The organism is Xenorhabdus mauleonii (assembly GCF_900113945.1).
Taxonomy (GTDB): domain Bacteria; phylum Pseudomonadota; class Gammaproteobacteria; order Enterobacterales; family Enterobacteriaceae; genus Xenorhabdus; species Xenorhabdus mauleonii.
In genome coordinates this window covers 1-22,679 of record NZ_FORG01000015.1, presented here as the reverse complement: position 1 = coordinate 22,679, position 22,679 = coordinate 1, and the positions used below count along the sequence as shown (strand labels likewise).

The window sequence follows — 22,679 nt, the reverse complement described above, 5'->3', positions numbered from 1 at the left end:
GTGGCTGCTCATCAACGCTTATTTTCTATACTCTGATAGAAAATAGATTCCATTTTTTCTAACATATTATCCATGCCAAATAAGTCCGTAGCCCGCCCCAATGCAGTACTTCCCATTCGCAAACGCAGTTCATCATCATTCATCAGAAATTCTAATTTTTCCGTTAACTGCTCGACGTGCTTGGGTTCAATAACGTATCCCGTATCCCCATCAATTACAGCCTCTGCAATAGCCCCTACAGAGGTCGAGACAACAGGCAATCCACACGCCATTGCCTGCATGATACCTTGTGGCACACCTTCATTGCCAAACGAAGGTAAGGCAAAGATATCCATTGCATTCAGACAATCAGGAACATCCTGCCGGTTGCCAAGAAAAATAACGCTCTCGTTCAATCCTTCCTGCTGAACTTGTGGCTCGAGATTTTTTCTCTGTGGACCATCCCCCACAAATAACAACTGCCAGTCTGGATAACGCTGATGAAGGGTTTTCCAGCTTTCAAGCAGATAACGATGCCCTTTCCAAGTTCGCATGGTGGCAACAATGCCAAGCGTGGGTTTATCCTTGATGCCGATACGTTGACGGCTCTGCTGCTTATTTTCAGGGCGAAAGCGAGTCAAATCGATCCCTGTAGGCACAGAAGTCATATGGGAGAGTGGATAAGCATTATGTGTGTGCAAGTATTGCCGCAGCTTTTCACCCGTAGTCACAATATGCTGACTGGCATTCAGATACAACCAACGCGTTGCTATAGATTTAGACACATGGGTGGAAACATGACGTGTACGGACAACCGGAGGGGAGTCTTTCAATGTGGCACATGCCGCAGCAACCAGCCAGGAATCAGTAGAACTGTGTGTATTAATAACATCAAATTGACCACCTTCCGTCTTTAGCCAGCGACGCATTGCCTGCAAGCAAGCAAGACGCTTTTTTTCTATCGGGAGCGCAATAACAGGTACGCCATAACGATGGGCTTCACGATAAAGGGTGGAAGTAGGACAACAAACGATAACCACATGGTGACCACGCTGTATCATGCCCTGAGATTCGGTCAGGATACGGATCTCCTGTCCTCCCCAGCCACACGACGATTCTGTGTGTAAGATATTCAAGGTCTTTTTAGCCATTTTCCTTCAGTCACGCCCGATGGTTAATAATGAAAAAGGCGTAGTATAACTGAACAATGGGTTACGTCTACGAATAACCTGATTTGTCTCAGGCATTCGAAACCTTATCAATAGGCATAAAAAAACCCAGCATCGCTGGGTTTTTTCAATCCACTAAAATTATTTAATTTTAGCTTCTTTATAGATAACATGCTGACGAACAACTGGATCAAATTTTTTCAGTTCCAGTTTTTCAGGCATGGTACGCTTGTTCTTCGTAGTGGTATAGAAGTGACCAGTACCGGCAGAAGAAACCAGCTTAATTTTATCGCGAATACCTTTAGCCATTTTTCAGCTCCTTAGTACTTCTCACCACGGGCACGCAGTTCAGAAAGAACTGTATCGATACCCTTTTTGTCAATCACACGCATACCTTTAGCAGATACACGCAGAGTTACAAAACGCTTCTCAGACTCAACCCAGAAACGGTGAGAGTGCAGGTTAGGCAGAAAACGACGCTTAGTCGCATTTAATGCGTGCGAGCGGTTGTTACCACTCACTGGACGTTTGCCAGTAACTTGGCAGACTCGGGACATGTCTATTCTCCAAAAATCAAATCAGCTCGAGCTTCGTATTGGGAGTGGCCGCCTCGTCAGGCTTAGGAGCCCATCTCAGTACATTTTTGTACCGAAAAAACGTCTTTACCGAAAAGACTGTCACTGAAAAGACTCACAATTTATCAGTAAAAAAGCTACTGAGATAGGCTCTTCTCGCCAAACCCAAGATCCTCAAAGGTGGCGTAGTATACGCCCTCATTCGCCGATGCTCAAGTCCCGAACAACTAAGATCTGACCGGATCGTTAAAAAAACGTTTTAAATCCAACCTCTTTCCAGAAATGAAACACAATATTGTTTACCAATGACTATATGATCCAAAACCTTAACACCAACCAAATCACAAGCAGCAATAATTTTTTCTGTTACTAATTTGTCTGCCAAGCTCGGCTCCGGATTGCCCGAAGGGTGATTGTGGGCAAGAATTATTGCAGCGGCATTAACCTTAACCGCTTGTTTCACAATTTCACGCGGATGAATTTCAACTTTGTTTATCGTTCCTTTAAACATTTCGTCATGGCAGATAACTTTATTTTGGTTCGTCAAAAATAACACCACAAAGACTTCCCTATCTTGCCAAGACAATAAATTCTGTAAGTAACTCTGGGTCATTGACGGGCTACTCATGATATCTTCATGAATAAACTGACCGGAGAAAAAACGTTTTGCCAATTCTGATACTGCCTGCAATTGCACATATTTGCATTGCCCCATGCCTTTATGGGAGCAAAAATCAGCATAATCGGCAGTTAATAGATGATAAAGAGAGCCAAATGATTTCAGTAAATTCTCTGCCATTTGCACGACAGGGATACCCCGGGTTCCTGTGCGCAAAAAAATAGCTAACAATTCAGCGTCTGTTAGGGAAATGGCACCATAAGCCAGTAATTTCTCCCGAGGAGCAAGATTTGAATGCAATTCATCGTCTGTTTCCATGATATTCACTCTCCATATCCTTTGTCCCATCCAGGCCATCCCATAATGCCCATTAATGAACCACCATCCTTAATCCCCGGTGGCTGACTCCCTCACCGCAATATTTTCCCGCTCAATATCCCATGATGAAAAATTCACCGCCAGCCCCATATTCATGGCCTGCGCAGCGCTTCGCAAATTCGTTATTTTTAGGTACCGCAGCTAGAGGGATTCTCAACTCAATATTTTCTTATGATAGAATACTAAGGAACCGTCACTTACATCTGGGCAATCAAAATGACAGGATCTTCCGGCCAACAAATATCTGGTAAACAACTTTCTGGTAAACAAATCGTACTCGGCATCAGCGGCGGGATCGCAGCTTACAAAACCGCCGAATTGGTACGTCGTTTACGTGATCGCGGTGCTCAGGTACGTGTCGTTATGACGCCCGCGGCTAAAGCTTTCATTACTCCGCTTACCTTGCAGGCGGTATCAGGCTACCCTGTTTCTGACGATCTTTTGGATCCGGCAGCCGAAGCCGCGATGGGGCATATTGAACTGGCAAAATGGGCTGACTTAATCATTCTTGCCCCTGCGACTGCCGATCTGCTGGCGCGTTTAGCTGCGGGTATGGCAAATGATTTATTGACCACAATTTGCTTGGCTTCTGCGGCACCGATTGCAGTTGCTCCAGCGATGAACCAGCAAATGTATCGTGCGCACGCCACCCAACATAACCTGAAGGTTCTTAAAGAGCGCAATGTCATGTTCTGGGGTCCAGATGAAGGCAATCAAGCATGCGGCGATGTGGGCCCCGGAAGAATGTTAGAACCTATGGCGATTGTCGAACAGGCAACGCAACATTTCAACGCCCGACAAGATTTTGCCGGCCTGAGCATCACGATTACCGCAGGCCCAACCCGCGAAGCCTTAGATCCCGTCCGTTTCATCAGCAATCACAGCTCCGGCAAAATGGGGTTTTCTATTGCACAGGCGGCGGCAGAGCGCGGAGCGAAGGTTACTTTAATCTCCGGCCCGGTTAATCTACCAACTCCCGCCGGAGTCAAACGCATTGACGTAACAAGTGCGCTGGAAATGCACGAGCAAGTTCAGGCAACAGCCACCTCACAAGATATATTTATCGGATGTGCGGCCGTCTCTGATTACCGCTCCAAACAAATCGCGCCTGAAAAAATCAAAAAACAGGGTGACGAAATGACATTCACCCTGATAAAAAATCCTGACATTGTAGCAAGCGTTGCAGCGCTGGAAAAAAATCGTCCATTCGTCGTTGGATTTGCAGCCGAAACCCAGAATGTGGAAGAATACGCCCGCGGAAAACTCAAGCAAAAACACTTAGACTTGATTTGCGCGAACGATGTATCCCTGGCCGGACACGGTTTCAACAGTGATACCAATGCATTACATCTATTCTGGCATGATGGTAGTGTTCATTTGCCCCACAGTGGTAAATTACAACTCAGCCACCGCTTATTAGACGAGATATTCAAACGCTATGATGAAAAAAATCGACGTTAAAATCCTTGATCCCCGCATCGGGCAAGAATTTCCTTTACCGACTTATGCTACACCTGGCTCTGCGGGTTTAGATTTACGTGCTTGTCTGGATAATGCAGTGGAGCTGGCTCCCGGTCAGACTGAACTTCTGCCAACCGGAATTGCTATCCATATCGCGGATGAGCAATTGGCTGCGGTTATTCTTCCTCGCTCAGGGTTGGGCCATAAGCATGGTGTCGTTCTGGGAAATTTGGTCGGCCTCATCGATTCCGACTATCAGGGGCAATTGATGGTTTCTGTCTGGAATCGCGGAAACACAACATTCATCATTGAACCGGGTGAACGTATCGCTCAAATGGTTTTCGTTCCCGTTGTACAAGCTGAATTTAATGTGGTTGAAGATTTTGAAACCAGCAAACGCGGTAGTGGTGGTTTTGGTCATTCCGGTCGTCAATAACTTTCCATAAAGCCTGATACCGTCAACCGATTTTTATATTTTTTGCCTACAGGGTGATTGATGAAGACCGTTTTCAGCAATCATGTTGTGGGCAAAAATAGCAGGGTTTGTTTTGCTGTTTTACAGGGGTTTTATCAGACATGGCAGAAAAAGAACGTACAAAAAAGAAAAATAGACGCGAGGAAATCTTGCAGGCACTGGCGCATATGCTTGAGTCCAGTGATGGCAGCCAGCGCATTACCACTGCAAAACTCGCCGCAAACGTTGGCGTTTCTGAGGCAGCACTTTACCGTCATTTTCCGAGCAAAACCCGGATGTTTGATAGCCTGATTGAGTTTATTGAAGATTCTTTAATTTCACGCATCAACCTAATCCTGCAAGATGAAAAAGATACCATCACGCGCATACGGTTAATCCTCACTCTGATTTTAGGCTTTGCAGAGAAAAATCCAGGTCTAACCCGGATCATGACGGGTCATGCCCTAATGTTCGAACAAGACAGGCTGCAAAATAGAATCAACCAGTTATTTGAACGAATTGAAGTGCAGCTTCGTCAAATTTTAAAAGAGAAAAAGATCCGTGATGGGCAGGGATTCAGCCATGAAGAGACCGTGTTGGCCTCACAATTGCTGGCATTTTGTGAGGGAATGCTTTCCCGCTTTGTCCGCTCCGAATTTCGCTATCGCCCGACAACAGAGTTTGAAGTCCGATGGCCATTGATCTTGACCCAATTGCAATAAGTTATCTCCCTGCTGTAATTTTCCTTTTTATGCAGTGAATGATGATAACGTGCGGTTTTTTTATTGAGTTGTGTTAACATACCACAACTCATTGAGTTCACTATAAAGTAGCTCAATAATGGTATCCCAACCATATGTATCCCTACATATCATGCGCGGTACCATTTCTACTACTCACCCCGCCCACTTTTGGGCGAGGGATTTTTTTCACCGCTTTTTCTACAGCCGTGCTGTCATCGGCATTCAGCCAGTTAACCCGTCAAATACCGTATTCTTTGCGATACGCTTCAACTGCATCCAGATGAGATTTCATCTCCGGATTTTCACGCAAATAGCTCACCAAATCATTCAAGGTAATGATGGAGAAAACCTGGCAATGGTAATCACGTTCTACTTCTTGAATAGCAGAAAGCGTTTCCCGTCCACGTTCCTGACGATCCAGACACAAAATGACCCCTGACAGAGTGGCGCCGTGCTGCTTAATAATTTCCATTGATTCACGAATAGCGGTTCCTGCCGTAATCACATCATCCACAACCACAACATTGCCTTGCAGCGAGCTGCCAACCAGTGTTCCACCTTCACCGTGGTCTTTGGCTTCCTTGCGGTTAAAGCAATAAGGCATGTCAATATCATGATGTTCTGCCAGTGCCACCGCGGCGGTCGTTGCGATGGGGATTCCCTTATATGCAGGCCCAAACAACAGATCACACTGAATACCACTATCCAGCAATGCTGCTGCATAGAAACGACCAATCAACGCCAAATCACGCCCGGTATTAAACAACCCCGCATTGAAAAAATACGGACTTTTACGGCCAGATTTCAGCGTAAACTCGCCAAATTTCAGCACCTGTTTCTTCAGTGCCAGCTCAATAAATTCGCGCTGATAGGCTTTCATTGGGGTTCTCCTCTTTGGTCTTTACTGTTTTTCTTTACTGTATTTCAGGTATTGCAGGCATAAAAAAGGCGACTCTTCAGCCGCCTGATAAATTTTTTATTTCGATAGATTTTGTGCTAGCGCATCTCTCTGCGCTTCAAAAATAGTTTCCAATCCCTCTTTTGCCAGCGAAAGCAATGAGAGCAATTCATCATGACTGAACGGTTCGCCTTCTGCGGTGCCTTGCACTTCAATCATTCTACCGTCATCCATCATAACGATATTCATGTCTGTTTCTGCCGCAGAGTCTTCAACGTACTCCAAATCACAGAGGCCTTCGCCCTCAACGATACCGACAGAAACTGCCGCAACCATCGATTTCAGCGGGCTTACCTTCAATTTGCCAGCAGCAACCAGCTTATTCAATGCATCAACCAATGCCACGCATGCACCGGAAATAGCTGCGGTACGCGTACCGCCATCCGCTTGGATCACATCACAGTCCAGCGTAATGGTAAATTCACCCAGCTTCTTCAAATCCACAGCGGCACGCAATGAGCGTGCAATTAGGCGTTGGATTTCCATTGTCCGACCGGTTTGCTTGCCCTTGGCTGCTTCACGTGCGTTACGGCTATTGGTCGCCCGTGGCAACATACCATATTCCGCCGTGATCCAGCCTTGTCCCTGGCCTTTCAGGAAGCGTGGAACACCTTCTTCAACGGAGGCATTGCACAACACTTTGGTATCCCCAAATTCCACCAGAACTGAGCCTTCAGCATGTTTGGTGTAATGACGGGTCATTTTAATAGGACGCACCTGTCCTGCTGTTCTTCCTGCCGGACGCTTTCCTACTAAGCTCATAGTGTGGTCTCCGTTGTTAAAACATTATTGGGGGCGCATTATACGGCCTAACTCGGCGAATGCCTATCCTGCATCTACATGGGGCGCTATAATCTGCCCATCATTTTATAAATTGGGAACGAGTTATGATCCGTAGTATGACCGCTTTTGCACGGCGAGATATCAAGGCAGATTGGGGAAACGCAGCATGGGAACTGCGTTCCGTCAATCAACGTTATCTAGAAACTTATATTCGCCTGCCAGAGCAATTCAGAAGCCTTGAACCTGTCATCCGTGAGCGCATTCGTTCCCGCCTGACTCGCGGAAAAGTAGAATGTAACCTACGTTTTGAACTGGATTCCCGTGCTCAAGGTGCTTTAATGCTGAATGAGAAACTGGCAAAACAGCTGGTTGAATCTGCAAAATGGGTTAAATCGCATGGTGGTGAAGGTGAAATCAATCCGGTGGATATCCTGCGTTGGCCGGGCGTAATGTCCGCTGAAGAGCAAGACTTGGATGCTATCAGCACACAATTACTGGCAGAATTGGACTTGGCACTGGATGCCTTTATCCAAAGCCGTGAGACCGAAGGGCAGGCACTTAAGGCACTTATCGAACAACGTTTGGATGCTGTCACTGTGGAAGCGACTAAAGTCCGCGAGCAAATGCCGGCAATCCTGCAATGGCAGCGTGAGCGCTTGCAGACCAAGCTGGAAGAAGCACAAATTCAGCTGGAGAATAACCGTCTGGAGCAAGAGCTGATTTTGTTGGCACAGCGTGTTGACGTCGCGGAAGAGTTGGATCGTCTTGATGCCCACGTCAAAGAAACCCGTAATATCCTGAAGAAAAAAGAAGCCGTCGGCCGCCGACTGGATTTTATGATGCAGGAATTTAACCGCGAATCGAATACATTGGCCTCCAAATCAATTAATTCTGATGTAACTAACTCTGCAATTGAATTGAAAGTGCTGATTGAGCAGATGAGAGAGCAGATCCAAAATATTGAGTAATATTTCTTAGCATTTCAGAGAAGACCATAAGGCCAGATATACATTGTTATATCTGGCTTTTTTACTATCAGAGCATTGCAGAGCGAATCACAGTAGCGCATGATTATCGTGTACCCCTAGGGTGTACCCCTTAAGATCTCACAACCTATTTAGGGGTACACAGGCTATTTTTTATTGGAGATTGCACAATGCCTAAACTCACCGATAAAGAGATCAGGGCGTGGATAAAATCTGGCGAAAGGTTCGAAGGAAAAGCGGACGGCAACGGGCTGTATCTATGCTATCGACAAACCTATAAGCACCCCATATGGCGTTTTAGGTATAAATTCTCAGGAAAACCCAGAGTGATGATACTAGGCTCATACATTGACCTATCACTATCAAAAGCACGAGAACTCACCAGAGAGCTATCAGCTCGTGTTGCTTTGGGCTATGACGTTGCCGGAGAGAAACAGGAACGCAAAGCCGAAGCGCTGGCAAAGATTGAGGCTGAAAAGAACGCTATAAAGGTATCAGACTTAGCGGCTGAATATTTTGAGCGCCAGATACTCCCACGCTGGAAACATCCCGACATACTCCGCAGACGAATAGACAAAGACATTAACCCTCGCATTGGCCATATGAAGCTGGAGGATGTTAAACCCCGTCATATTGATGAAATGCTAAAGAGCATTGTAGACAGAGGTGCACCCACTATGGCGACCGATGTTCTACGGTGGCTAAGGCGCATGTTTGATTATGCCATTAAGCGGCAGATGATAGAGATTAACCCGTGTTCGGCATTTGAGGTTGCGGACGCTGGCGGGAAAGAAGTATCACGCGATAGATGGCTAACCAGAGAAGAATTAATCATTGTACTGAGAACGTTCAGAACGTCTTCAATCAGCCGCCAGAATGAAATCAGTTTTAAGATACTACTTGCCCTATGCTTACGGAAAATGGAGCTATGCGCCGCACGCTGGGAAGAATTCAACCTTAAAAAGGCAGTCTGGTATTTTCCGGCAGAACGCAGCAAGAACGGTGATGCGGTAGACATTCCACTGTGTCCGCAGGTTATAGAGTGGTTTATGGAATTAAAGGCTATGGCCTGCGGTAGTCAGTACGTTCTACCCGCCAGAAAAATGCAGCATCGCATGATCCCACATATTCAGGAATCTACCTTACCCGTTGCGCTTGCCAAAGTAAGACGGGAATTACCTGTTGATATGCCTAACTTCACTATCCACGACTTTAGACGAACTGCCAGAACTCACTTAGCCGCGTTAGGTGTTGATCCGTTTGTGGCTGAACGTTGCCTTAATCACCGTATAAAAGGTGTTGAGGGTATCTATAACAGGCATGATTATTTTGATGAACGTAAATCCGCATTAGCTCAATGGTGTAATTTGCTGACGGCACTGGAAAAAGGTGAAGATTACAACGTGATCCCAATGGGTAAGCAGAGAGTCAAAAAATGAATAGCACTAAAAGTGTGTTAAGTGCAGATGTGTTCGAACGTTTCTTAATGCAAAGTTCTTCAACAATAAACGAGGTATCACTTGTTATCTTTGGTTTATCTCCTTTTACCACAGCAAAAGATATACCTGATGATATAAAACCATTGATAAAAGAGGTTAGGACGTATATGAGGCGCAACCTAGACTCAATATCAAAATATTATGGGAATAGATCTTTTACACCATCAACTGAATGCTTTCTTGATTTAGTTCTTGCCGTCGCCTTTAGATATGCTAATGAGAAAACACCACCAATAATAGCTGAAAATATAAGTAATGCGGTCGAGTCATTTATCCATAGGAATACTTGGGAAGATCACATGCTGGCATTTGGCGGGAATGATTTGCTTTTCACTGTTCGTCAGATCAGGAAGACAGGGAGAGGAACACACCGTAAGGACGACGAACAGGCGGGCACAAATAAGCTGTTAGGGCTTATAGTTAAGTTGCTGGCATCAAAAGCTGATAAATATGGAACGTCAGAAAATCCTAAAATATCAGAAATTTATAAAGACGTTTTAAGAATGGTGGAAACGGAAGGGGTGACTATGAAAGGGCTTGCGAGGGCAACTTTCTATAATAAAATACAGAAAGCAGTAGCATCTATCCATGACTAACGGGGGCGTAATGCCCCATTTTTCTAGCTCTTTCAAACATATTCAATTCCTTTCAAAGTTATCTCAATACGCCGCAACCAAAGGCAACCAAAGGCAACCAAAGGCAACCAAAGGCAACCAAAGGCAACCAAAGGCAACCAAAGGCAACCAAAGGCAACCAAAGGCAAGTTTAGTCTCACTACGTCCAGTAGTGATCATCAATATTCATCAATGTAACCGATTAATATTCTTATTGGGCGGCCAATATGAAATTAATATTGTGGAAAACAACCTAAAACAATCGGATAAAACATAGGAACAAAAACAAACAAAATCAAACAGATAACAGCCATCAAGATTGAGAGGACTCATTTTAAAAAACAATATGTTATAACTATTAAATGCCTATCATTCATATCAGTGACCTACTTTATTTTTTCTTGATAGATTTTTATATTTCAAGAGATTTATATGTTTTTTCAATAGATTCCATTATCTATAGATAGCCCTATTTTCATACGCTAGGATAGGCACATCAAGTCACAAAGGAGCCAGTGATAGCATGAATCAACAGCGCAAGACTCGCATTAAAAATAACGCCCCATATCCTATCAGTGGCAATGCTCGAAAACGCCACACTGCCGATTTTTTAGGCATATCTGATGCAACTCTTAATCGATGGGTTAAAGCAGGAAAGCTACCATCACCATTTGAGCTTGAAGAGGGATTTTCTGTCTTTGACGCGGCGGAGATACGTGCATGGGTCGAGTCTAAAAAAGCACAACGCGAAGTGGGATAATGTAAAAGAAAGCGCCCTTGTGTATTCGTAATCAGCAGGATGCACCGAGGAATCAATAAATGCGTTAAAGATGGTAGATATATAAAGCATACCTGAATCACAAATTGAATTAATTTTATCTCTGTACCCTACCGAATAACGGAGTAATAAACATGACACAGAAAAATGTGGCCTTAATTGGTCAGGAGCTTTCTCATCCTGAAAACAGCCAGAACGATATTAACGAATTATCTTTTGCTGAGATGTTACCTGTTATTCAAAGCAATATTAATGGGCAATTAATCAATGGAGTGAGTGCAAAAGCATTACATAGGGCATTAGGTGTAGGACGCGACTTTTCAACGTGGATCGATGGGCGTGTTACGGAATATGGTTTTATTAAAAATATCGATTTTTTAGTCTTTGATTCCCCCATTTTGGGGAACCAAAGTACAGAAAAAAAACAATGGAAATCTAAGCGTGGAGATGACAGGCGTAGTAAAGATTATCTTCTGTCTCTCAATATGGGTAAAGAACTAGGGATGGTTGAACGTACCGAACAAGGCCGCTTAATCCGCCAGTATTTTATCAAATGTGAGGAAGCATTACACAAAGTAGTCCCTGTAATCAGTAAGCAGTTACGTAATGAACTGAAATCACGCTTAAAAGTTGCGAATTACTTTAAACCTATGTGTTCAGCATTGGAAATGGCACGCATGGAGCAGGGAAAAACCACACTGCCACGCCATTACACCAATGAATCAAATATGCTGAACCGTATTGTTCTGGCTGGCCTGACAGCTAAACAGTGGGCGCAACAATACTGCATTATTGGCGATCCCCGTGATGCTATGAGAGAGTTCCAACTTGAGCACCTTTCTTATTTAGAACAGACCAACACAACACTGATTGAGTTAGGTATGGATTATCATGCCCGTAAAAACAAGCTGGCTGGACTATCTCAAAAGTGGCTAGCACAGCGCATGGAGGCGAATTAATGACTGCCTGCAACGTGAATGATTTTCTGCTGACTCAAGGGTCATTGAATCAATGATCTCTGCAAATCTTTTTGCTCAACCATTGGCTGAAACTTTAGCCTCTAGATGTACGATTATTTCCAAACACTTATTAGTGGAATATTGCGCTGATTTATCATCTATGTGGGCTTTGAAAGCCCATTTAAATAATAGAGAAATTATATCGTTCAAAGGCTTTTCTTACACTACTACACGAGGAATTGAGTTTTCAGAGTTCATAAACAAGAACCACCACGGAATAAATCGAACTCATTACCTCTTTACTTTGTCATCGTACATTGGCTATATTGGCTTCGCACCAGCAAAATCTGGTGTCAGGATTTGCACCCTGAATAACAACAACACGGCGACATATGAGACGCTAAGCGTCTTTTTTTGTGTCACAGCATCGCAGCACCTACCATTTAGGTCTGTACTCACCTATACATATTCAATGGTGATGCTAGCGGGGCAGCCTTCGGGCTGGCTGGTTTCCGTGTGTGCCAGTAGTGCAAACCCTGCTAGCGTCACCGCCTCTATAGAGATTTGCACCTCTCGCGGTGACTCCGTAAACATACACACGGAGATCGCAACTATGGCGACAACCCTTACCCCAACTCACTTCAAATTCGTGTTTTTGAACACTAAGCGTTCAGAGGCTACGTTTCGTGCGAGTTTATACCCCTCTTTATGTAAAGTCATTCTTGCTAAGTCCAGCCAACACTATTCAGAAGAATTACACGATTTTTTTTCTTTGGTATGCGATACCAATCATGAAGTCCATTATTCACTTCATGCGGCAGTTAATGGCGAGGACGAGTAATCATGAGTCATGGGAATAATAATCAGAAAAATCGTCAAATTGGCATTATCCAAACCGTGAAGCAATCCGCTATGTACCATTGGGAAAATCTTCTGCCTGCCTGTAGTATTGATATCCCGGCAAAAGATAAACATGGCGTCTGCCCGATTTGCGGCGGTACTGACCGTTTTCACTTTATTGATGATCACCATCATGGTAACTGGCATTGCCGCCAGTGTGACACCCCAAATTATGGCGATGGGCTGGATTTAGTGGCAAGAACCCAAGGGATATCGATTGCTGAGGCAGCCAAAATCGTCGCTGATGCACTGGCATTACCTTTGCCCGAACCCAGACCAACCAGAAAAACCATTCAAACAACACAACCGATTGCCGACAGAGTGGCGGCTCTGATGGTGCAAACTGTTGTCGGACAATCTCCCTATCTGACCGCAAAGGGGTTGCACTGCCCTAATCAAAGGCTACTGCCTGATAATTCGGTAGTGTTGCGATTCGCAGCACTGGATAAAAAAGTAACAGGTGCGCAGATCATCAAACCGGATGGCGAGAAAAAATTACTCACCGGTAGTCAGAAGAAAGGTGCGTTTATTGCTCTGTCAGCGCTGGGAGAACATCCCGATACGGTTATCATTACCGAAGGTTACGCCACAGCACTCACGGTTAACCAACTCTGTAACGGCGCTGTTCTGGCAGCACTGGACGCAGGCAATCTGTTCTTCGTTGCTCAATCAGTCAGAGAACGCTGGCCGGACACGAAAATCATTCTTGCCGCTGATAACGACTGGCATCACCCCGGCGAACTGGATAAAAACAGTAAACCGAAAGTGAATACCGGCAAAATCTCGGCAGAAAAAGCGGCTATTGCGGTGAATGGCTGGATCACATTGCCACCGACAGAATATAAAGCCGATTGGGACGACTACCGCCAACAACACGGTGTAGAAACGGCAAAGCTGGCGTTTGCTCAGGGGCTTTATCGACCGGAGGCAGAGAAGAAAAAAGCAGTTATTCAACCCAATGATGCCGAATCGCCAAAACTGACCTTATGTCAGATGGGTGCCAGCCAGCGCGGAGAAGTGTTACTGGCACGTTATGATGGTGATTTGGCACTGGATGGCGCTTCGGAAACCGTTCATCACTATGATGGTATTGTTTGGTGTCCGGTCAGTAACCGCGATTTACAGCGGGAAATGGTGGCGGCTTTTATGGAAGAAAAAATGCCATATTCACCGCATGGTATTAGTGCTGCCGTGGATGCTCTGAAACTACAGCTTCCCATGATGCAACTGCCAGAACGCCATTTAATCGGGTTTCGTAATGGGGTATTTGATCTGAAAATCGGTCAGTTTCGGCCTCACCACAAACATGACTGGTTATTGCTCGCGAATGACGTTGAATTCAACTCTCCTGTTTCGGGGGAAACCCTGCAAAGCCATGCCCCTCAGTTCTGGCGCTGGCTCAACCGGGCAACTGCTAATTGTGAAAGCAAAGCAGAAAGAGTGCTGGCTGCGCTGTTTATGGTGCTGGCAAACCGTTACGACTGGCAGTTATTTCTGGAAGTTACTGGAGCGGGAGGCAGCGGTAAAAGTATCTTTGCTGAAATTTGTTCAATGCTGGCAGGCAAAGGGAATACGGTATCGGCAAATATGTCCGCACTGGAAAACCCACGGGATCGTGCGCTGATTGTTGGGTATTCGCTGATTATTCTGCCTGACCAGACCCGCTATGTGGGCGATGGTTCCGGCATCAAGGCCATCACAGGCGGGGATGAAGTCGCTATTGACCCGAAGCACAAACAGCCTTATTCAACCCGAATTCCTGCTGTGGTGCTGGCGGTGAACAATAACGCCATGAGTTTCAGTGATCGCAGTGGCGGGGTGTCGCGGCGTCGGGTGATTTTCAATTTTTCCGAAGTCGTGCCGGAAAATGAACGTGATCCGCTTTTGCGGGACAAAATCGCGGCAGAACTGCCGGTTATTATCCGACAATTGCTTCACCGGTTTGCTGATCCACAAACTGCAAGGCGTTTATTGGCAGAGCAACAAAAATCTGGAGAGGCGCTAGATATCAAACGGGGTACAGATCCTTTGGTTGATTTTTGCGGCTATCTTGTTGCTTCTAATGAAGCCGACGGTCTGCTAATCGGCAATGCAGAGATTGTGCCGTTCAATCCCCGTAAATACCTTTATCACGCCTACCTTGCCTATATGAAAGGCAACAACCTGAATAAACCGGTTTCTGTGACCCGATTCGGTATGGATATGCCCGGTGCACTGTCTGAGTACAGCCAGCACTACCTGCGCAAAAAAAGCAAACAGGGCATTCGCAGTAATCTGGATCTGAATATCGACACCGCCATCGAATGGTTACCTCAATTGGTAAGGGATAGCCTGCCAGAAGAATAATTTTTTTCACCCTAATAAGATTTTCTGAAAAATATAGAAAAGTGTTCATCACTATTTACTCTGTAATTTAAACCATATATATCAATACATTGAAGGGTGAACAGTTATTTTTAAACTGTTCACAAGTTTTCACCCCTGTTCACCTTTTTCAGATTTAAGGGTGAAGGGTTAGGTGAAGAGTGGTGATGAGTTGGATTTCAAGTCATCACCCTTTAACACTATGAATATAAATAAAAATATTTAGAGGTGAACAGGGTGAACAGTTTTATCCCTAATTCTTTAATAGGGAGGGGGGGGTTAAATAAAAATGGTTTTTCTGGCGGGTATGGTGTTTTAAGGATCTCTGATTTATCTGGTTAATGTATTAGCCAGATAAATCAGAGAAGACAAGCGCAGCGCGTCAGAGGAACGCTAAGCTGGGGAAAATACTTATCTATCCATGACAAGAAACCTTCCTCAAACCTACTCTAATTCAATTTGTGTAATTCCTGACGGGCTTGCTGTAGCCACACCTTATGCAATTTACGGTAGTGTGGTTTGGAACGACGAGCGATAATAGCAATTGTTTCTAATTGCTGTTTTGCTGAAATTAAATCACTTTTCTCACACAACATCTCGTAATAACGAAAACGGGCTTCAGGACCGGTAAAATATTCGACAAGTACACGATATTCTTCTTCCGCTTTGTCTAAGTTTCCCATTTGTTGTAGTGCTCTGGCATAAAGTAAGTGGCAGTCCTGGGAGCGGAAATCAGGATTCTCCTGGATCAGTTCAGTTAGCGTTTTTTCGCAGCCAATCGGGTCGTTATTGTCAAATTGAACCCTTGCTAATTTAGCCATAATTGTGGGGTCATGTTCAAAAAGACCAGTTAATGCCTTTTGATAATTTTGTATTGCTTCCTGTAACCGCCCCAGCCAGGCTAATTCATCCGCCAGTTGTGTGTAATTTTCACTGTTCTCACTGATCATTAACGCATCACGCTGTCTGTTTATATGGCGTTCAGGCGCAATTTTATCAAGAATGTGGCTAAGCCCTTGTTGACCATAACGACCGCCGAAGAATTCTGGGAGCATGATTGATAGTATATAAATAGTACAGCCAATACCGGGTAAACCGATAATCAAATATAACCAAAAGCGCTCCTGATCAGTTCTGACAACGTGAACCCCACATAGAATCTGGATAAAAATAATGAGAATAAATGGCATATGTCTATACTCTTGACAATTTATGTATTTTAAATATTTAATTTACAAAAAAACTAATTTCGTCACTTAAGATTTTTGCGAAAAGTAAATATATGTTACTTATATAATTCATTTTATATACTTATTGCATTAATCCAGCATTAGCGATGCTCTAATAAGATCAACGCTGACTCTTGTTGCACGCGACACGTTATTAAGCGAGAAACTCGCTCTGGCTGGCAATCAGTTTTGCACCACATTCGGTGCTCATACCTTCCAGTGCAATCTGCTTACCCTGATATTTTAATGACTCACTTCCTTCTATTATCGGGAATGTGCCCTCACATTTTGGGCAAACGACTAAATCACCTTTTCCGGCAATAGGAGCATCCTGATAGATATATTTTTCAATAGCGGTAATGACTTGACCACCATGATCGGTTGTATCGTTTAATCGAATAACGGATTTTTTTGGCATGCTTTCTTCCTCTAAGATAATAGGTTAAAATATTTCTAATTTGATTGAAGCAATATTTCAAAATAATCTTTTGTTTGTTTTTCTATTTTTATTATGGGAGATTCAATATCAGAATAATATTGCTTGAATATCCGTTTATTTAAGTGAGGTAAGAAGATATCCTGATCGAATTCATGGCCTAATAAAAACATTATCAGGGTTAATAAAGCTGAATGAACGGCATTTTCTATACCATGCTGGTTCGATTTTTCGATACCAAGTTGGATGAGTTTTCTGATGTTTTCTTGTTTGATATATCGATATTTTTGCGGGTAAATAGAGTTTAAGAGTGTACCTACGTTACTTTCATAAGTATGCCATTGTGTATTTAAGTCTTCAATATTGATATTTTGGAACTTAAATATGCTGGTTTTTAAATGTTCATCTTGCTCACCATGCACTTCATTTAAATATCGAGTGACTTCATGATAAAGGAGGGTTGTTTTTTCTAATTGACCAAGATGGGGGTGATTATCAAGGATTTTCCTTATCCAAAAATATTGTGGGTCAGTCTGAAATTCTGATCCGAATAAAATAAGCATATCAATATAAAATTGAACGGCACCGCGTTGATCGAAACCATCGTTTTTTGCTTTTTCTACAGCGTCTGTCAGTGCGGCTTTTAATCCTTCTTTGCCTAATTTTATTTCAAGATAGGGAAAGTATTCATTACAATGCACGACCAATTCATCAAGATACGCATTAAATGCATGGTTTTTTAGTTTATTGCATTGTTCTTCATTAAATTCTATAGTCATATTTATGATATCTCCGATCATAATGGTTAAAGTTATAGTTGCTGGTGTAATTTATTCGTTATGTTATTTTAAACCCAGCAACTATAGTTTCCGATTTATTGTTTATATGAATCAATTTTACCTTCAAGGTAATCTCGGTAGGTCATGGCGTGTTTATTATTTTTATGCCATCCTCCTTCATTGTAAATGGAATCGTAATGTTCATATACATACTCATTTTTATATACGCTTCTCATTAATAATAATTCATACATTTTTTCTTTATAAGGAAATTTAATCAAAAAAAAGTCTAGTTCTGGTTTTAATGATTCTTCATTAAACTTTGTATATATATATTCATAGTTCATTTTATCTTTCATTAAATGTAAAAACTCCATAGGTTTCATATTAGTTAACGCTTGGAGTTCAGGGAATATCCTTGATTTATCAATTTCATCTTGCAGTGTCATTGTTATATTTAAAATATTCAAATTTTCGATAGGGATAAATTTTTTATTTATCAGATAAGTATCATGAACCTTGATGTACTGTGGAGAGCTTAACCATTCACTAGCATCAAACCAAACCTTTTTAGACGGGAATTCAGGCGAATTCTCATCATATGAAGTCACCCTAACATACATTTGATATTTTTGCATATTCATATAATAAGCACCTAAAAAAAATAAAATAAAAACTATTGGAATAAAAATTTTAGCAATAAGATTTTTTTTCAGTAAATTCATAAAATCCACTCTGCTGGCTTATAATTCTGTAGACCTTCCTTTAATCCTGTTGGTGTCTTAGCTGTTCCCGGTAACCGAAAAGAACCATTTGGCGATATAGGGCCACCATCATTGTTTTCATTATGTTCTCTTGTTTTCACGTCCTCATTACGTTTTTTCATTATGTCATAATCTTCTGGTTTTTCTGGTAATTTGGCATTTTTATTCCCTTTAGCTAATTCACGCTCATAATTTCTGCGAGATTCCTCATATTCTTTAATGACTTTACTATATTCCTTAGCATCTCGAATTTCCTGTGTCGTCCCATAAACTATGGTATAAATAGAGCGCTTCTCAAATGCTTTGACTTCAACGTCCCAGGTATTTGCCATCCGCTGTGCGGGGCTCTTATCCTGTCCCGCATCCTCGCCTGTAAAATCGCCTCCAGACTTTGAGATACCCGCCCGGCAAGCATAGGTTGTTATTTCCGCGTCAAAATCAAAGATTGATTCATATACCTTTTCAATTTCCGCTGGCCCAAACAACCCTTCCTCCACATTATCTCCCTGATAATGAAACGTGGCATAATCAATAATGCCATGACAGAAAAACACCATCTCCTTGATCAGTCTTTTCTTTTTTTTCCTCTGATTCAGATATTCGATCAGTTCTTGCTTGCCCTTCACATAGACAATCCGCCCACCCAGTTTCTGGGTATAATCATTAATTCTCTCAATATCCTTTTGGGCATACCCCTGTTGAAACACTACCATAATACGCTGAAGTGCATGATCGCCCTGACTGGCTTCAGGAAAAAGCTGCAACTGGTGTAATCCACAATTAATAAAACGGTACTGATTTCCCAGTGATTCACTAAGGAATTCCCCCTCTGTAAATGTTCTCTTAACTGATCCTAGGCTAAGTTCCCAAGGTGCGGTTCTGGCTCCCACCACAGTAATATAATCATACCCGCTAATATACGGTTTCTCTGTGGAGGGTTCATTCGTATTTGTGAGCAAGCTGATCTTTCTTTCTTCCAGTTCCTTCAGTGAACCAAAACTACCACGTCTTCTTTCATAACTTTTCGCCAGCTTGCCAACCAGCACGGCTACCTCTTCCGGTTGTCGGGTCATAATACGGTCAGTTTCGCCTTTGTCATTCGTTTTACCAAATCCCCTGGCGGAGATGGAAATATAGGCATAAGGCACATTACTGATATTAACCTGATTATCAATCGGCACTAATTTTAGCTGATGACTGAATTTCTGGTTGCATTTCACACCCACATCCCCCACTTTTCCCGCACAGTTAGGAACACTGGTCGGGTGAGGGATTTTACTTTTTTCTTTTTCAATCTTTTTGGCAATGTCATTTTTCCAACCAGATAAGGTTGAAGCCAGGCTGTTTTTTTCCTTCATAATGCAATTCCTTTTACAATATAGGCATTGTTATTAAGCTGATACCGCCACTCCTCAATATTCTGAGTGAAATGAGTCAACTGTTCCGGCGTAAAAAGGTGTGGAATTTGATGCAGAACACGGGGGTCATAAAAGCGCAATAATGCCGTTTCCCCGTTCTTTAACCGAATATTTAAATGCGCTTCAAGATGGCGGGTCAGTTTATCCAGTGACTGTGTGGTATACAGCCAGGAAACAGTCGGTGCAGCGCTTTCTAGCCGCAGAAATTTTTCTTCCCATACCTGAGCCTGACACATATCAAACAGCCACGGCCCGGCAAAGGCGATTTCCGAATCCGGAAATTGACGGAACAACGGATTATTCAGTCCTGCCATATAAGCCAGTTCTTCATCAAAATGGCGCTCGTACTGTAAACCATCCACCAAGGCATATAATTTCATTTCCGGACAGGTTTCGCGGTATTTTTCCCATTTTTCCTTTAACGTGGTTGTCATCATTCTCCCCTCATGACCATCACAGACCCCGTTGATGCCGCTTCCATCAGACAGGACAAACAAATTTTTTCCGGTGGGGCGGTGACCATTTTTTCAGCCTGGGCTACATTAATGGGGGCCAGTTTATCCAGCATATCGGGCAACTTACCGCCCCAACCCGAGCCATTACCCGGCGCACCACTGCCAAAATTAATCGCCGCGCTGCTGCTGATCCCGCCCGCGTCGATTTTCAGAAAATGGCCGGCGGCTTGAATGGTCAATTCAGAACCCGCATCAATCACCACTTTAGTGCCAGAACTCAAATGAATTTCATTGCCGCTTTGGGTTAACAGCGCATCGTCGGCTTTGATATGGAGCTTTTGCCCGGTTGACAGCGAAATGTCATTACCTGCCTGTATCCGGTACTCATTATCGATACATAAATGGGCGTCGTTTTTAATGTGGTGTGTCCGGTTATGGCCTACATTGTGGATTTCATCATTGAGCACCTGCGCTTTGATATCTTTTTGCGCATGAATAAACACTTCTTCACTGCCTTTGGCATCGTCAAAGCGCAGCTCGTTAAAACCCTTGCCTTTATGGGTCTTAGTTTTAAAAGTGGTACGGGTTTTCTGCGCCGGTAAATCCAGTGGCGGGCGGTTCAGGCCGTTGTAAACACAACCGGTCACTATCGGACGGTCAATATCACCATTGAGGTAAGAGATAATCACTTCCTGCCCGATACGCGGAATGGCCATAAAGCCATAGCCGTTGCCGTTCCAGCCCTGCGCCACACGCACCCAACAAGAAGCGCCATCATCGGGTTGGTCATAGCGATTCCAGTGAAAATGGACTTTAATCGCGCCGTCTTTATTAACGAAAATCTCTTCCCCTTCCGGCCCGACCACCATTGCGGTTTCATCGCCATCGGCCAGTGGTTTGTAGTGGAAAGGTGGACGCCAGTCGACAAGGCCGTCGATAAAACTGAAATGATTACTGAGCGTGGTGCCTTCACCACCGTCGTGCCCCAATGCTTGCGGGCAGCGCCCGTGATGGTTGATACCGATTACCTGCCAGCGGGCATTCAGCGGGGCGTGGGGGTGACTTTTGATCTCAAAAATTTTGCCCGGCATCAGTTTGATGCAGTTACTGCTTCCGCTGCCGGTTTTTTTCTGGTTATCCAGCGCCTCATGGCGGTATTTGAGAAACGGTTTAGCCGCCGCATCTTTCTGAAAACGCCCATAACTTTCAAACACGGTATAGGGCGTTTTGCTGCCGAAATCGCGGAAGCCTTCGCTGCTGTGCATATGGGAAAGGTGATAACGCGGGTTTTCTGGGTTGAAATCTTTATGGAAACTGCGTTGCGGACTCATCCCGACACCCAGCCGCACCTGACAAACTGTATCGATGCCGTGGGCGGTTTCCGGCTGCGGGCTGTAGGTCAGTGGCAATCCGGCGGTCATTCCCAGATGGCTGTCACTGAAAAACAACGTTTCATCTTCAAACCAGAAGCTGATCCCTTCTTCCGCTGCAAGACGGCTGAAAAAACCATAGTCAGATTCTCGCTTCTGAGTGACATATTCCCTGTCCTGATGGGGATCGTAGAGCTTCAAATCAGCACGCACTTTATGCTTTTTCAGCAAGCCATTCAGGATAGCAGGCACATTTTGCTGATGGAAAATCCGGCTGTCCTGATTAAGCGTCAGGCGCCAGAGTGCAGGTCGCACCGTCACGGTATAAAGGGTTTTATTGCCATCGGTGCCTGCCCAGTCAGCATGGGAGACGATGCCGGTAATTTTGCGTTGCAGCGTTGCGCCGTTAAACACCTGCAACATCGCTTCCTGCATCAACAGCGTGGTTAAATCGATTTCCGGCTTCGGTCGAAAGGGGTTATCAGGCAGCGACTGAACCAATGTCAGATTGAGGGTAAACAGTTCAGATAACCCTTCCTGAAGGGAAAATTCGCCCACAGCAAAGGTGGATTCAGGCAGACCTGCTATCTGAAAAGTAAAGCGTAATCCGCTTTTGGCCGCCGCCAGCCCGTTCATGATATTCATCCTATTTTGCTCCTTGTCATGATGGTTGAACAGTTACATCTCCATGCGTGATCCATAGACTTCTTTGAATTCCCAGAGAATTTTTTGATTGAGGGTAGAGACATCCAGCTTGACGAAAGTGGACTGGCTAACAAAACAGGCCATTGCCTCATGGATTAAGCGGCAAAAGCGGTACATTTCTCCCGGATTGGCATAACCATCGGGGTTCAGGGTCAGTGACAACAAATGCCCCCGGATCGGGTTGCCTAGTTTCATTCGGTCAATCAGGCTTTCCTCCACCTGCATAATGCCGTCGATATGCCGCTGAATATGGCGACTCAGGGGACGGTTAAATTCGGCATAATGGTTAAACAAACGGAGAAAG

Annotated in this window: 25 protein-coding genes; 10 read left to right on the top strand and 15 right to left on the bottom strand. The window is 44.0% G+C overall.

Going from position 1 to position 22,679, the window contains the following annotated elements; all coding sequences use genetic code 11:
* Positions 1 to 11: 11 nt before the first annotated feature.
* The 4 genes from BM100_RS14175 to radC form a co-directional block, all read right to left on the bottom strand.
* Positions 12 to 1,130, bottom strand: a complete 1,119-nt coding sequence (locus tag BM100_RS14175) for a glycosyltransferase family 4 protein (protein WP_092512044.1) — start codon at positions 1,128 to 1,130, stop codon at positions 12 to 14.
* A gap of 159 nt (positions 1,131 to 1,289) precedes the next feature.
* On the bottom strand, positions 1,290 to 1,457 hold the full coding sequence (rpmG, locus tag BM100_RS14170; RefSeq protein WP_092512042.1) for a 50S ribosomal protein L33: 168 nt from the start codon (positions 1,455 to 1,457) through the stop codon (positions 1,290 to 1,292).
* An 11-nt stretch (positions 1,458 to 1,468) separates the two neighbouring features.
* Entirely contained in the window at positions 1,469 to 1,705 is a 237-nt protein-coding gene (rpmB, locus tag BM100_RS14165; protein WP_092512040.1) for a 50S ribosomal protein L28, read from the bottom strand.
* A 277-nt stretch (positions 1,706 to 1,982) separates the two neighbouring features.
* On the bottom strand, positions 1,983 to 2,660 hold the full coding sequence (gene radC, locus BM100_RS14155) for a RadC family protein (RefSeq protein WP_092512038.1): 678 nt from the start codon (positions 2,658 to 2,660) through the stop codon (positions 1,983 to 1,985).
* 276 nt (positions 2,661 to 2,936) lie between these two features.
* On the opposite strand from radC, the gene coaBC reads away from it, so the two are divergent.
* The 3 genes from coaBC (at position 2,937) to slmA (ending at position 5,357) form a co-directional block, all read left to right on the top strand.
* Positions 2,937 to 4,181: a bifunctional phosphopantothenoylcysteine decarboxylase/phosphopantothenate--cysteine ligase CoaBC gene (gene coaBC, locus BM100_RS14150; RefSeq protein ID WP_092512036.1), complete on the top strand. Its 1,245-nt coding sequence runs from the start codon at positions 2,937 to 2,939 to the stop codon at positions 4,179 to 4,181.
* Positions 4,159 to 4,617, top strand: a complete 459-nt coding sequence (gene dut / locus BM100_RS14145; protein ID WP_092512034.1) for a dUTP diphosphatase — start codon at positions 4,159 to 4,161, stop codon at positions 4,615 to 4,617. The genes coaBC and dut overlap by 23 nt, the downstream gene beginning before the upstream one ends.
* 140 nt (positions 4,618 to 4,757) lie before the next feature.
* A complete protein-coding gene (gene slmA, locus BM100_RS14140) occupies positions 4,758 to 5,357 on the top strand; it encodes a nucleoid occlusion factor SlmA (protein ID WP_092512032.1) in 600 nt (199 codons plus the stop codon).
* A gap of 259 nt (positions 5,358 to 5,616) precedes the next feature.
* Here the strand turns inward: slmA and pyrE are convergent, their stop codons facing one another.
* Positions 5,617 to 6,258, bottom strand: a complete 642-nt coding sequence (gene pyrE / locus BM100_RS14135; protein WP_092512030.1) for an orotate phosphoribosyltransferase — start codon at positions 6,256 to 6,258, stop codon at positions 5,617 to 5,619.
* Positions 6,259 to 6,354: 96 nt separating this feature from the next.
* Positions 6,355 to 7,098 carry a ribonuclease PH gene (rph, locus tag BM100_RS14130; RefSeq protein ID WP_092512028.1) on the bottom strand — a complete coding sequence of 248 codons (744 nt, stop codon included), beginning with the start codon at positions 7,096 to 7,098 and terminating at the stop codon, positions 6,355 to 6,357.
* A gap of 125 nt (positions 7,099 to 7,223) precedes the next feature.
* Here rph and BM100_RS14125 point away from each other — a divergent pair, with 125 nt between their 5' ends.
* The 3 genes from BM100_RS14125 (at position 7,224) to BM100_RS14115 (ending at position 10,200) form a co-directional block, all read left to right on the top strand.
* The gene (locus BM100_RS14125) at positions 7,224 to 8,087 is read left to right on the top strand and encodes a YicC/YloC family endoribonuclease (RefSeq protein WP_092512026.1); all 864 of its coding nucleotides are present in this window, start codon (positions 7,224 to 7,226) and stop codon (positions 8,085 to 8,087) included.
* Between the two features lie 188 nt (positions 8,088 to 8,275).
* A complete protein-coding gene (locus BM100_RS14120; protein WP_092512024.1) occupies positions 8,276 to 9,544 on the top strand; it encodes a tyrosine-type recombinase/integrase in 1,269 nt (422 codons plus the stop codon).
* Positions 9,541 to 10,200 (top strand): hypothetical protein, encoded by a 660-nt coding sequence (locus BM100_RS14115; protein WP_092512022.1) that lies wholly within the window; start codon positions 9,541 to 9,543, stop codon positions 10,198 to 10,200. Before BM100_RS14120 ends, BM100_RS14115 begins: the two co-directional genes overlap by 4 nt.
* A 63-nt stretch (positions 10,201 to 10,263) precedes the next feature.
* Here the strand turns inward: BM100_RS14115 and BM100_RS23840 are convergent, their stop codons facing one another.
* Positions 10,264 to 10,398 carry a hypothetical protein gene (locus BM100_RS23840; RefSeq protein ID WP_274539940.1) on the bottom strand — a complete coding sequence of 45 codons (135 nt, stop codon included), beginning with the start codon at positions 10,396 to 10,398 and terminating at the stop codon, positions 10,264 to 10,266.
* 343 nt (positions 10,399 to 10,741) lie between these two features.
* Here BM100_RS23840 and BM100_RS14105 point away from each other — a divergent pair, with 343 nt between their 5' ends.
* From BM100_RS14105 to BM100_RS14090, 4 genes are all read left to right on the top strand, one after another.
* Positions 10,742 to 10,978, top strand: a complete 237-nt coding sequence (locus tag BM100_RS14105; protein ID WP_092512018.1) for a helix-turn-helix transcriptional regulator — start codon at positions 10,742 to 10,744, stop codon at positions 10,976 to 10,978.
* Between the two features lie 152 nt (positions 10,979 to 11,130).
* A complete protein-coding gene (locus BM100_RS14100; RefSeq protein ID WP_092512016.1) occupies positions 11,131 to 11,955 on the top strand; it encodes an antA/AntB antirepressor family protein in 825 nt (274 codons plus the stop codon).
* 52 nt (positions 11,956 to 12,007) lie between these two features.
* Positions 12,008 to 12,796 (top strand): ash family protein, encoded by a 789-nt coding sequence (locus tag BM100_RS14095; RefSeq protein ID WP_092512014.1) that lies wholly within the window; start codon positions 12,008 to 12,010, stop codon positions 12,794 to 12,796.
* Positions 12,797 to 12,798: 2 nt separating this feature from the next.
* Complete coding sequence (locus BM100_RS14090) at positions 12,799 to 15,201, top strand: DUF5906 domain-containing protein (RefSeq protein WP_244590635.1); 2,403 nt, start codon at positions 12,799 to 12,801, stop codon at positions 15,199 to 15,201.
* 467 nt (positions 15,202 to 15,668) lie between these two features.
* Here the strand turns inward: BM100_RS14090 and BM100_RS14085 are convergent, their stop codons facing one another.
* The 8 genes from BM100_RS14085 to BM100_RS14040 form a co-directional block, all read right to left on the bottom strand.
* Positions 15,669 to 16,409, bottom strand: coding sequence for a tetratricopeptide repeat protein (locus BM100_RS14085; RefSeq protein WP_092512012.1), 741 nt, complete (start codon positions 16,407 to 16,409; stop codon positions 15,669 to 15,671).
* A gap of 193 nt (positions 16,410 to 16,602) precedes the next feature.
* Positions 16,603 to 16,866, bottom strand: coding sequence for a PAAR domain-containing protein (locus BM100_RS14080; protein ID WP_092512010.1), 264 nt, complete (start codon positions 16,864 to 16,866; stop codon positions 16,603 to 16,605).
* A 35-nt stretch (positions 16,867 to 16,901) separates the two neighbouring features.
* Positions 16,902 to 17,663, bottom strand: a complete 762-nt coding sequence (locus tag BM100_RS23615; protein WP_244590636.1) for a hypothetical protein — start codon at positions 17,661 to 17,663, stop codon at positions 16,902 to 16,904.
* 95 nt (positions 17,664 to 17,758) lie between these two features.
* Positions 17,759 to 18,388, bottom strand: coding sequence for a hypothetical protein (locus BM100_RS14065; RefSeq protein WP_139216966.1), 630 nt, complete (start codon positions 18,386 to 18,388; stop codon positions 17,759 to 17,761).
* A complete protein-coding gene (locus tag BM100_RS23100; protein WP_244590637.1) occupies positions 18,385 to 19,785 on the bottom strand; it encodes a hypothetical protein in 1,401 nt (466 codons plus the stop codon). The genes BM100_RS14065 and BM100_RS23100 overlap by 4 nt, the downstream gene beginning before the upstream one ends.
* Complete coding sequence (locus BM100_RS14050) at positions 19,782 to 20,282, bottom strand: DUF4123 domain-containing protein (protein ID WP_244590638.1); 501 nt, start codon at positions 20,280 to 20,282, stop codon at positions 19,782 to 19,784. The genes BM100_RS23100 and BM100_RS14050 overlap by 4 nt, the downstream gene beginning before the upstream one ends.
* Positions 20,279 to 22,315: a type VI secretion system tip protein TssI/VgrG gene (tssI, locus tag BM100_RS14045; RefSeq protein WP_092512000.1), complete on the bottom strand. Its 2,037-nt coding sequence runs from the start codon at positions 22,313 to 22,315 to the stop codon at positions 20,279 to 20,281. The genes BM100_RS14050 and tssI overlap by 4 nt, the downstream gene beginning before the upstream one ends.
* Before the next feature lie 33 nt (positions 22,316 to 22,348).
* Positions 22,349 to 22,679: type VI secretion system baseplate subunit TssF (locus BM100_RS14040; protein WP_139216964.1), on the bottom strand; the 331-nt coding region annotated here is incomplete at its 5' end.